We start from the raw sequence: 12,773 nt of genomic DNA on the forward strand, positions 1-12,773 counted from the left end.
TCATGGCTGCCAACTCCAAACAAAACCTGCTCGATGAACTGGAAAAAGGGAGTGTGTTGCATGGCTGGGGCGCAATCCTGGCCATCGGGCGTGAGCGCTTCAATCAGTTGCTCCAGACACAATTTGTCGATGCTTTCGCGACGCAGGATTTTACCTTGCCGATCAGCGGCGAGTACTTCATGGAGAATCGTACCGAGAAGGTCGTGTTCGACAACCTCATGCTCGGCCCCCCGCAACTGTCGTTCAAGCATGCCAGCGGTAGAACGGCGCACGTCACCGTCAGCATGGAGTTGATCGCCGGTACCTGCCATGCGATCGCTCAGCATTCCGGGGTGCCAGCCTGGCTGCGTCGAAGTCATGTATTGATGCAGGGCATGGGTTACCAGTTGCAGATGCAGGCGGTGTTGAGGGTGATTCCCATACCCTTTTCCAGCCAGAGCCAGTTGATCCTGGACCTGAGCACTGTCACCGAGCCTACCTGTAATCTGGCCTCGTCCGAGATCGCCAGCCGTGCGATGGGAGACTTCATCAAGCAGCAACTAGATCAGCAACGCACTGAGTGGGTACTGCCTGTGCTGACACTCGACTTGCTGGGTTATGACGCGACGGCGATAGAGAGCTTCGATGTCGTGACCCAGAAAGCACCTGAGGGCGGCGGCAGTGGCGCCTCACCCGAAGACGATGGTGCAGTGCTGCTGTTGATGCAACTGCGCGGCAGTGCTGCCCGGGGGGACGTTCCTTCTGCGCTGCCCTACCTGTTGCCCGCGCTGGATGACGGGGGCGGCAACTACAACGCTGCCTTGCTGGTAGACCGCATGCGGGCGTCACTGTTGAGCCGGCGTGCCGAAAACACGCTGGCGCGGATAATGCTGGTGCAGGCTTATCAGGTGAGCATGGCCGAAGAGCATGTTGCGCATGATGCAATTCTGTTCGGTGACATCGGGGCCACTGCGCAAAGCGCAGACCTGCAACCTGCCCTGAGCAGTGTCGCGGCCTCGCGCCAGGTCAATTACCAACTCAAGGGAACACCCGCCGGTGCATGGTCGGCGCGCAACCTGCTTCATCCGCGAGCCTGCGGTGAGGTCGTCGAAGGCCGCTATACCGCCTCAGCGCTGAACGAGTTCGTCAGCCATCAACAAGTGGTGGTGGTCACTGCACACGTTGCCGGCGAAACGGGCAACAAGACCAGTACGGCCTTGGTGGTCGAGTCCAGCGACCCCTTGGCCATATCACCCAGGGTGGTGCTTTGGGGCGAGGGAGACGCTGCGATCAAGCTGAATGCGTCCCAGAGTGAAGGGGTGCAATGGTCGCTCGAGGGGGGGGAGCATGGCATCTTGCAGCCCGACCCTGCCGACCCGCGCATCGCCCACTTTGTGCCCAAGGACCAGGCGGGGGCGGCCCAGGTCGTGCTGCAGCGTATCAAGGTCAGCTGCGGCGCCGAGAGTGGTTATGCCACTGTGGTGATACTCAACCGTGCCCCAGTGCTGAAGGTTGAACCGTTTCATGTGAGCACGATGCCACCGAGCGGGATGCAGACGTTCACTTTGGCCGACTACCCCGCTGACCGGTGGGTACTGTTCGGTGCCGGCGAGATCGACTCGGCCACCGGCGCGTACACGGCGCCTGAAAGCGACGCGGGCGAAGTCAGCGTGGTCGCCGGTATCGCTGGCATACATTCCGGTTTTGCCGTTATCGAGCACCAGCCTAACAGGCCACAACAAGTGGCCAGCCTGCGGGCGCGCTGGAAGACGCTCAACAGGTTCGAAATTTCGCTCAACAACGCCAACCGCAACCGGGTGCTGGCCAATGGGCTGCAGCAGGTCGGTATCGACATTCTGATCGAAACCAACTCGTTCGAGGGCGATGAGGGTGTGGTCTGGGACCCAGTGAGTGATCTGGAACTCTCGACGCTGGTGATCCTGCATGAGGATGGCACTGAAGTCGATTATCTGAGTCCCGGGTGCGAAGGGCTTGACCCGGACGAAACCGGTTCCCCGAGGAAATGGGCGGTCAGCAAGGTTCGCAATCGCTTCGACTACTTGCCCACCGGCAGCACCCCGGCTGCGCAGGTGCCATTGCGCACGCCCGCTGATGCCAGGCGCACGGTGACTGTCTATGTACATTGCCTGGAGGCGGAAGTCAGTAAGTTCAAGGCCAAGTTCCAGGACCATTCCAATGGCTGGCACTACTCGCAGGAAAAGGACGAAACCAAGGGGGTCGTGCAACTTGAAGGGGTGCGTGTACCGGCACCGAGCATCAGCAACTACTCGATGGTGGCAAAACGTGTGGCCAGCCGAATGGGTTCGGATCACGGCCAGCCGCTGGATACCTTCAACTATTGGCACTACACCACCGATTACTGGGTGATCAGCGCCAGGGACGTGCAGTTTGCCAGCGCTCGTTTCGATCACGCCTCGATGATCAGGTGGGAAAGCGAACTGCTCAAGGAGTCGTATTGCACGTACACCGGCTTCGCCTTCAAGCCACGCCGTTACCCGGGTGCGGTACCTGCGTCTACGGGCATCGAGTATCAGGCTGAGTTGCAGTTGTTGGCGAAAGAGTCCTTGGTGAATTTCAAGGAACTGGATTACGGCTTCAAGGGGCAGGAAGACGTCGCCGAAGGCAGCCTGCTGTTAAGCCTGGATCGGGCGCCCAACCTGAACTACTGGTACGACACAGGCGGCAAGAAATACCGTGAAGTGCTGGACAAGCCATTGTTGTTCACCCTGATCGACAACTTTGGCATTGCGCACCGGCTCAAGGCCACTTTTGGCGGCGGAGCCGATGGCCGAAACACACTGACGCTTGAACTTCAGTAAGTGTTTGTCGCCCCTTGGCGGGGCGACTTTTTTCCGCTATCAGAACGAGTGTGTTCCTATGACGACGCAATCCCTTATTCATTCCAACGCTTTCAATTTTCTCAGCTTCGTGCAGGGGAGTGTCGACCCGCGAACCGGGTTGTATTCACTACTGATAGAGCTGCCCGAGTTGCCTGCCAACCACCTCAGCGGCCCCACGCTGCCACTGCGCCTGGGCTACAACCCGCTGAACAGCCAGGACACCGGATTCGGTGTCGGCTGGAGCCTTAACCTCAGCCAGTTTGTCGTCAGTAGCGGCATGCTCAGCTTGCATACGGGTGAGAGTTTCAAGGTGGCAGACAATGGCCCTGGCGAAAAGGCCGTGATACCTGAACGCAAGATCGACAGTTTTCATTTCGACAACGTCAGCGAGGGAGGGAACAAGTGTTTTCGGATCGCCCACAAGTCCGGCTTGATCGAGCTGCTTGAGCCGCAGGCACCCACATTTGCGGTGGCTTTGCCTGTACGCGTGCTGGCAGCGAGCGGGCACGGCATCAATCTGACCTACCAGGTGGTAAACGGCGAGCCGTGCCTGGCATCCATTACCGATGACACCCAGGTCAACGGTCGCCCGCGCACCTTGCTCAAGATCGATTACAGTAGCCATTCACGGGTGCTGATCGACCTGAACCCTGATTCCGAAGCGTTCGCACGCTACACCCTGGAGCGCACGGGTGATGAGCTGGTCAAGATTGTTTTGCCAACTGCGGACCAGGCACGCTGGGCATTCACTTATCGCCGGGTGGGCGAGTTGCGCTGCCTGACTGATCTGCACACTCCCGTCGGTGCACGCGAAGTCATTGAGTACAAGGATGACGGCCATGCCTTGCCCGGCGGCCAAGGGCGAACGGTGCCGTACGTGCAGCGGCATGTCCTGAGCCCGGGCGGGGGGCAGCCGGATATCGAAACGCGGTATGCCTTCAGTAGCAACAACTTCCTTGGTAATGGCACGGGGGTGGCCTGGGAGGACAACGGGCTGGACAACCTGTACAAGTTCACCGGTTCCAGCTTTGTCTACAGTTCGACTGCGAGTCAGTATCAGGACGGCACCGCGCTGCGTATGACTGAGCGCACATTCAATCGCTTTCACTTGCTGACCTCGCAGGTCACCACCCAGCAAGGCTGCATCGAAACCGTCACAACGACCTATCACGAACGAAGTGACACTGGGTTCGCAGACCAGCCGAACAACTTCCAGTTGCCAAACACGGTGACCTCTGCCTGGTCGTTACAAGGCAACTCCAGGGATCGCCGTACTGAAGTGTCCGCCACGCAATACGACAGTCACGGCAACCTCACCCTGGAGGTGCAGGCCAATGGTGTACAGACACGCTATAGCTATTACCCGGCCGAGGCCAGCGAGGGTTGTCCGAGCGACCCGGAAGGTTTCGTGCGCACCCTTAAATCACAGGTGCTGGTGCCCGCAGCCGACGGTGAGGGGAGGGCAGAGGCGCTGAGCCGAAATTTCACCTATATCGCCTTGGGCGCACTCGATGCTCAGGCCAAGGGCCAGCTTTTGCCAGACAGCGAAACCCAGGTGCGTGTGATTGACGGCACCATCCTCTGCCATACCGGGATTGAGTACGCCGAGGCGCTGGCCGATCCGCTGCTGCATGGCCGGCGCCTGAGCGAGGTGCGGAGCATGGGCGGCAAGCCTACCCGTACCGACTACCGCTATGCCCTACGGGTGGTGAATCAGCACCCGGTAGTGGAGACACAAGCTACGGTGACCGGCTTCGACGGGGCGCAAAAGGTCAATACGCTGCAGTACTCGGAGCTGATCGGCGAGCCCCTGCTCAACTATGATGAAAACCAAGTGCAGATTGCCTACGAGTACGACCAGCTCAGGCGTGTAGTGCTGGAAACGGTGGCTCCGAACATGGAGGAGTTCAAAGCCGCGCGCGCATACAGCTACCAGTTGTCCTCCACGGGAAATCAGGCTGTGCAGGTCATGAAAGATGTCAAAGGGGTTACCACCTGGAGCTACGTAGACGGCCTCAATCGTGTGGTTCGCCAGTTGCGCCAGGACCCTGACTTCGCGCAGACAATGGCCGCCCAGGAGGCGCCACGGTTGAGCTACAGCGCTGCCTACGATGCCTTGGGCAATCTGCTTGAAGAAACCGAATATGAATGGCTGGCGCTGGACGATCTGCCGCTGCGCACCCGCTTCGAATACGACGCCTGGGGGCAGCGCAGCTGTGAAATCGGCCCCGACGGCGTGCGCACCCATGAGCAGATCGACCCGATCGGTACGCCAGAATCGAAAGGGCCGATCCTCACCCAGTGGCGCGAGTCGGCGGACGGCCTGTTGCGCACTGGCAAGACCGTCACCTGGCAGAATCTTTTCGAAAAGCCGGTACGGGTCGAACGTTTGCGCCTGGATGGTACGCGCGAGAGCTTGCACCAGTACTTTTATGACGGCCTTGGGCGCACGGCGCGAGAAATCGACGGCCGCGCCGCCCAGACTGCTTTCGCCTTTGATGAGTTCGACCGCTTGCACACGCATACCCTGGCCGATGGCTCGCAGGTGGTGCGTGAGTATGCTGGTCACAGCGATGAAGACTTGCCGGTGCTGATCAAGGTGCTGCACCCCGATGGCGCTACCCAGAGCGTGCTGGGTGAGCAGGTGTTCGACGGCCTGGGTCGCATGGTCGAATCAATTACCGGCGGTCGCCGGCGCGTGCTGCAGTATGCCGATGGCATGCGTCAGCCTGAATCGGTCATCACACCCAGTGGCCAGAAAATCCGTTACCAATATCTGCCTCAGTTGGGTGAAGAGCCTTTGCAACGGACGGTGATTGACTCGGGGGTCGAGGCTCAATACCAGTATGACAAGCAGAATGCGCGGTTGCTGTACTGCAAGGAGCAGGGCGAGGAGCTTTCGCGTACTTATTTCAGTACCGGCCAGGTACGGTCGGAGACGCGAGTTCAGCAGGGGGCTCGCTACGAGATGGCCTATGTACACAGCCTGGGCGGACGCCTGTTGAGTTACACCGATGTACTCGGGCAGGTTCAGTCTTATACCTACAATTCGCTGGGCCAACTCGAACAAACCAGCCTGGGTACGCTGACCAGTACGTTCACCTATGACTCGCTGGGGCGTAACAGGTCGATCATGACCCAGGCGCGTGATGCCGATGGCAGCGTTCGCAGTTTGCAGACCACCCTTGAGTACGATGAGTTTGAGCGTGAAACGTCGCGCCGCTTTGATTTTGACGATGCGCAACAAGTGCTGGCGCAGGCTTATGATGCGCTCGATGCGATCGTGAGCAAGACGCTCACCGAGGACGGGCGAGTGCTGCGAGAGGAGGCTTACACCTACGACGAGCGTGGCAGATTGACCGATTACATGTGTGAGGGCGAAGACGCATACCTGCCGGTCGACCCCTACGGCAAGAAAATCCAGGCCCAGCGCTTCGATTTCGATGCCTTGGACAATATCTCCCGAGTGCGCACGCGTTTTGACGGTGGCACCCTCGATGCCCGCTATCAGTTCGACAATGAACTGGATCCTGCACAGCTGACTGGTTTCGAAATTCGCGGGCTTGAGGATTCGCCGCTTATTGTCGCGCTCGAGTATGACCTGGACGGCAACCTGGTGCTTGACGAGCAAGGGCGCACGCTTGCGTACGATGCGCTGGGGCGTTTGCAAAGCGTCAACGGGGCGGCCGGTACAGCCAGCGCGAACTATGCGTATGACCCGCTGGATCGCCTGGCGATGCAGGAAACCCTTTGAGCGGTGCGCACGGTGTAACCGGTGTTTCTGGGCTTTGGCGATGCGGTTAGGCGCATATCCGGAGTGATCTGGTGCCCTTGAGATCGAGCGCCGCCCGCGCGGCGCTCGATCTTGTTGATAACTCGATAATTACTCGGCGGTTTAAAAGGCTGATGCAAGAAGTCAACTGTCAGTTCTGCCAGTTGTTCGTGTTGAACAGGGGCCTTTAAATAACGGTATGCAACTCGCTTAGTTTCGGCGTCCTTAACCCTCCAGCGCGACAGGATAAACGTAATGAGCACGTATGAAAAAAGGACCATGACGGCCGAGCAAACCCGCCAGGCCGTGCGTCAGCAGCGGGCGCAGGCTTCTGTGTCCACTGCATTGGAAGCCCCGTTGATCGACCCGAGCCTATTGGCCGATCCCGCTGATAACACGCTGAAAAGCCAAGTGTTGCTCAGCGCTGATGGGGAACTGACAGTCAGCATCCCGGCATGGGACACGTTTGCGCCGCCCGGCTTCGGCGTTTACGACACTTTATATATTTATCATTTAAGTGAGAACGGGGGGCGGGAAGAACTAATCAATAGGGAACTTGACGAAAGTAATAGAGACGAGTTCCCCCTGCCGTATACCGTGCCCAGGGAAAGAGTTGAGGCGTGGGGTGAAGGTACACAGACATTCACTTATGAGGTTTTACCTTACAGTGGGGGCACGAGGCTTCAGGGCGGAAGGCTCGCGCTGATCTTTGACCGCATTGCGCCCAACCGAGGTAACGTCCCGCCCGCTTTTGCGCCGATTGCAGATGTCACCGACGCCAACGTGGCAGATGTTGAGCTGACGTTGGGTTCGTACCCTGATCATGCCGCCGGCGACAAGGTTGCCGTCTACTGGTTGAAGGATGTACCCGAGGACCTCACCGCGGTATTACCTGCCGTGACTGTAGATGTCGGAACGTTACCACAGCAATTGAAGGTGCCCCGAACTGCCATCGAAGCCGCAGGCGATGGTGGCCTTTACGCCCTCTATCTGCTGGTTGACAAGGCCGGCAACATCAGCCGAATCGCCCCTCCTACCGCGGTGGGTGTTGCGCTTGGGCCATTGCCTTCGGGTTTGAAGGCTCCTGAAGTGCCGCTGGCTGGCGATGGAGTGATCGACCAGGAGGATGTGTTCACGGGTGTGTCGGTGCATATCCCGGCATTCGAGCACTTCAAGCCCACAGATGAGTTACAGGTGACCTGGGGCTCCCTCGAACTGGGTTGGCAGCCGATTGGCAACGCGCCATCTTTCCCACTGGCAATCAACCTGTTGCCGCTGCAAGTGTGGGGCGAGTATGCGGCCGCAGGCAGCGGGGCGATGTCGACACCTGTCAGCTATGCACTGCGACGGGGGGCGGTGCCAGCGGGCACCGAGCGGACGGCTGTGGACGTTAACCTTGAACGTATCGGGCCGGTCGATCCAGGCCCAGACCCAACCTGGCCAGACCCGGTCAACCCGAAGTTGGACAACGTCACGGTCAAAGGTGAGGTTTCGGGCAAAAACAATGAACTGACGCCCGACGATCAGTTCAAGCCTGCGACCCTGACGTTCGTGCTCGATAGCACCTTTATCGAGGGCGATAAAATTACCTTCCATTGGGGTGGAACCCATATCACTGAAGCGGATCATGAGGTGCTGGACACCGATCCCGGTGAGCAAGTCACGGCAACGATCCCTTGGGCTTACATCGAAGCCCACAAAAACGGCGTAGTGCCGGTGCATTACAGGATCACTCGGGACGGTGTTCCCAATGCCTCAGTGTCGCCATCGACCGATGTAACCGTAACGGCCATTGTCTTGGTCCCGGACGCCCCTGAGTTTCTTGGTGGCAATACCGAGGCTCCCGTGGGCTGGCTGACCTGCCGATCATTGTATGACCCGGATGACGATAGCGGTGCCGCAGCGGCCATTCGTGTTCAGGTGCCGGACCTGGCGGCATACGGTTTAGTGACGGGTGCCAAAGTTACGATGCATTGGACGGCAGTGCATGGCTTTACCGGTGAAACGCCAATACCGGACATTGACAAGGTCGAGGAAATTACCCTGACAGCGGAAAGTTTGAATGGGTTTGTATGGCGTGTGGAGCCCTATGACACACACATACTGCCCATACCTAACTTCAATGCTGCCCTTAAAGACGGGCGCGCCCGTGTTTGGTACACCTTCGAACTGGACGGTACGACGTACACGTCCGGTACTGAGGAACGCATCATTTCAATGCATCAACTGGGAGCAGCTTGCCCACTCAAACCGTAAGCAGGCAACGCATGAAGATGGCGTCAGCCATCTTCATCTCCCGTCAGATGTCTTTTGCTCAATTGACGAATATTCCTACAGAGGTTTCGGGTAGTGCCACGTAACTTGTACGAAATTTACCCCCTAATCCGTGGGTGATTTCAGTTAATACGACGGAGACCTTTGATTCAATGGCGACTGTGCTTAAAGAACGCTCGTACCCTTCAATGCAGGCGGTGCTCATGTTACCTGTACTCTTGCTGGCTAGCCCGGTTACCGAGGCGTTGACCGTCGTGGAGGGCAAGCGAGCGATCGACGCCACCACGCCGGTCGACAGCTATCAGCTCAACCCTGGCGCCTGGCTTGAGGCGGTCGATGCATCGACCCTGCAGTTGGATATCGGTAGCGGTGCGCAGTTGCAGATGCAACGCAGTAACGTGGATGCGCAAGGCGCTGATGGCATCGCCCTGCGTGGTGGGGCGAGGGTGACCATAGCGGACAACTCGCGTGTGGTCAGTGACCGCTATGGCCTGCGTTTGGAGTCTGACGGCACTGCGGGGGCTTCGGCCACGATCAGCGACAGTCATGTTGAAGGTGCCCGCGGCGGCGCATTGGTGTCATCAGCTGCCACCTTGAGCCTGCAACGCAGCGAGTTGATCGGTACCGGGACCGCTGCGGCAGCGAACATGTTTGGCGGTGCGACACTGACGGCTCAAGACAGCCGCTTGGTAGGTGCGCAAGCTGGGGTGCGTATCTTCTCCGATGCTGCTTTGCCGGGTACAGCCACGCTGAACCTGGTGGGCTCTGATGTGCAAGGGCTGGACGGCTCGGCCATCATTGTCGGCAATCCGTTGCTCGGCCCTGCCAATGGGGTAATAAACGTGGCAGGCGGCTCCACGTTGCGCGGTAGCAACGGTACCCTGCTGGAAGTGGTGGGCCGGTCGACGGCGAGCATGACTGTCGACAACAGCCAACTTGTGGGAGATGTACGCGTCGAAGCCGGCTCCAGTGCCTCGTTGACGCTGGACAACCAGGCCAGCCTGACAGGCCGCCTGGAGAATGTGTCCGGCCTGTCCATTAACGACCAAGCGCGTTGGAACATGGTCGAAGATAGCCAGGTCGGCAGCCTGGCTCTCAATGGCGGCAGTATCAGGTTCGGTGAACCCGACCAGTATCAACGTTTGGCCTTGGGGACTCTGGCAGGCAGCGGAACGTTCATCATGGACAGTGACTTCAGTACTGGCCAGACCGACTTCCTTGATATCACCGGAACTGCCACCGGTAGCCATAGCTTGCTGGTGGGCAGCAGCGGCGCTGATCCCTCGGTTGAAAACCAGCTGCATCTGGTGCACGCCGCGGCGGGTGATGCGCAGTTTTCATTACTCAACGGGCCAGTCGACCTGGGGGCTTTTTCCTATGACCTGGTGCAGCGAGGCAACGACTGGTTCCTCGATGGCTCGCGCAAGGTCATCAGCCCTGGCACTGCTTCTGTGCTGGCTCTGTTCAACACGGCGCCGACTGTGTGGTACGGCGAGCTGACGACGTTGCGTAGCCGCATGGGCGAGTTACGCCTGGATGAGGCAAGTGCCGGTGGCTGGGTTAGAGCCTATGGCAACAAATTCAACGTGTCCGATGCATCGGGTAGCCCTTACCGGCAAGTTCAGCAGGGTTTCTCGTTGGGTGCCGATGCGCCGCTTCCGGTAGGCGATGGCCAATGGTTGATCGGGGTGATGGCGGGCCACAGCGGTTCTGATCTGGACTTGGTCCGGGGCGCCTCGGCAGAGGTCAAGAGCTACTACCTGGGGCTTTATGCAACCTGGCTCGATGCCCAGAGTGGGTACTACCTGGACGGTGTGGTGAAGCTCAACCGTTTTGACAACTCATCAAAAATCGCCTTGAGCGATGGCACGCGGACCAAGGGCGACTACGACAACCTTGGCGTGGGGGCATCCGTGGAGTTTGGTCGGCACCTGGACCTGGGGGCTGGTTACTTCATCGAGCCCTACACGCAATGGTCGGTGGTCAATATCCAGGGCAAGGACTACCAGCTGGACAATGGCTTGCAAGCCCAAGGTGATGATACCCGTTCGCTGCTCGGCAAGGCCGGTGCCACCGTTGGGCGGACCTTCGAACTGGGCGAGGGGCGATTGCTGCAGCCGTATCTGCGCGCAGCCTATGCGCATGAGTTCGTTCAGAACAATCAGGTGAAGGTCAACAATAATCGATTCGACAACGATCTGTCGGGTTCGCGAGGCGAGCTTGGGCTAGGGGTTGCCGCGACCCTTAATGATCGCTTGCAGCTGCATGCAGACTTTGATTATGCCAATGGTGAAAAGATTGAGCAGCCTTGGGGGGCTAACGTCGGGCTGCGTTACAGCTGGTAGGTCGGTCGCAACAGGGAAGGTTCAGCCTTCCCGTTTTTGTGCACGGTAACAAACGTAAGGGGAAGCATGATGCAACGATCAGCGAGAGGCCTGCCCACCGATACGCTCCTCGAACCGCCTGTTTCGCCAGATGTTCTGCCCAATATCCCAGGAGGGCAGGACAACTTGCTGCCCGTATCGGCGCTTGCACGTCCATTGCGGATTGAAGTGCCTATGTGGGACTACTCGAACCCTTCACCCGACTACCCGGAAAAGCTTTTCCTGTATTGGGGCGCGCAGTTGGTCGAGGAGAAAACCTGGTTCGACACCATACCGCCGCAAGACCTGTACGCCGATGTCCCGGTAGCGCTATTGGCTCACGGCCAGGTGCTTGTGACCTACCGCGTCCATGGTTACAACGGAAGTCAGGTGGTGTCTGAGCCGCTGACACTGACGATCGACAAGATCGCGCCGTTGCTGGGGGGCGAGGACGGTGCCTTGATTGTTGAGGAGCAGGTCCTGGACGAGGGCGTTACGGTGAGCTACCTGGAGTCTCATGGTGATCGTTTGTTGGCCACTGTGCCGGGGTACGACAGCCCGGCAGTGGGCGATATGCTGACGTATTACTGGGACCGAGCGCCCTTTGCCAACGAGCAGGTTGCCGAGCTTGAGGTGACAGATCAGAACGTCGGGCAGCCGTTGGTACTCGAATTTCCCGGAGACATGATTCGCGAGCGTGAGGATGGTGCGCGTTATATCCATTATCGGGTACGTGATCGCGCGGGTAATGTCAGTGCACGATCGCAGCCCGTCACACTGGCGGTAACGGCCACGCCGGTGCCCAGGAGCTTGAGCCCGGTGCTGATCGCCCAGGCTGAGGGTTCAGGGCCACAACTGACGCTTGCGCTTGACGACTTTGACGCTCCCTTGTTGATCGAGGTTCCGGCCGAGGTGATGGTGTATCCCGGTGAAACGATCACTGTCGTGTGGGGGGAGCCGGGAAGCGTGGGGCACTATTCAACCCGGACCCCGTACGAGGGGCGCGACCGGCACTTTGAAATTCCGGTGCAGAAGGTTTTGGCGCAAAGCAAGCGGACCCTGCCGGTCATCTACCAAGTCGATGGTGGTGACAGTGCTCTGGACTCTGATCCGGTCAGGTTGGAGGTGAGGGCGATGACGCAAAGGCTGCCTCAGGTAAACCTGGTGGGTGCCGACAGTACAGGCTTTCACTTGGCTTCTGCGCCTGCCCATGTACCGATCAAGCTGGACACGTGGCGGATGATCGCCGAAGGGCAGCGGGTCAGCATCCAGGTGACGGGCGTATTGCAAAGTGGCAATGAGGCGCCCGCCCATGATGCACTTGTCGCACATCCGGTATCGGCTACGCAAGCCAGGCAGGGGATTGGCATGGATAACGCTGTGACGGTGCCAAAAACCTATCTGGCAAGCCTCAGGCTCAATGAACGGTTTACTGTCAGCGTTCAGGTGAGTTTCGATGAGGGCGGCAACTGGGTCCGTTTCCCCTCCATCAACCTTACGTTGCGCGCCTGAGGGTATAGGTTG

Annotated in this window: 5 protein-coding genes; all 5 read left to right on the forward strand. The window is 59.0% G+C overall.

What is annotated here, in order from left to right:
• The first annotated feature begins 2 nt into the window (after positions 1 to 2).
• The 5 genes from ACMGF5_RS16085 (at position 3) to ACMGF5_RS16105 (ending at position 12,761) form a co-directional block, all read left to right on the forward strand.
• Positions 3 to 2,819, forward strand: a complete 2,817-nt coding sequence (locus ACMGF5_RS16085) for a hypothetical protein (protein WP_115275602.1) — start codon at positions 3 to 5, stop codon at positions 2,817 to 2,819.
• Between the two features lie 58 nt (positions 2,820 to 2,877).
• Positions 2,878 to 6,594 carry an RHS repeat domain-containing protein gene (locus ACMGF5_RS16090; RefSeq protein WP_115275603.1) on the forward strand — a complete coding sequence of 1,239 codons (3,717 nt, stop codon included), beginning with the start codon at positions 2,878 to 2,880 and terminating at the stop codon, positions 6,592 to 6,594.
• Positions 6,595 to 6,867: 273 nt separating this feature from the next.
• Positions 6,868 to 8,868, forward strand: a complete 2,001-nt coding sequence (locus ACMGF5_RS16095; protein WP_115275604.1) for a hypothetical protein — start codon at positions 6,868 to 6,870, stop codon at positions 8,866 to 8,868.
• 170 nt (positions 8,869 to 9,038) lie between these two features.
• Positions 9,039 to 11,231, forward strand: coding sequence for an autotransporter outer membrane beta-barrel domain-containing protein (locus ACMGF5_RS16100; RefSeq protein ID WP_204920417.1), 2,193 nt, complete (start codon positions 9,039 to 9,041; stop codon positions 11,229 to 11,231).
• Between the two features lie 66 nt (positions 11,232 to 11,297).
• Positions 11,298 to 12,761, forward strand: a complete 1,464-nt coding sequence (locus tag ACMGF5_RS16105) for a hypothetical protein (protein WP_196997696.1) — start codon at positions 11,298 to 11,300, stop codon at positions 12,759 to 12,761.
• Positions 12,762 to 12,773 lie beyond the last annotated feature (12 nt).

Source organism: Pseudomonas sp. BNK-15, from assembly GCF_047456105.1.
Classification (GTDB): Bacteria; Pseudomonadota; Gammaproteobacteria; order Pseudomonadales; family Pseudomonadaceae; genus Aquipseudomonas; species Aquipseudomonas putida_E.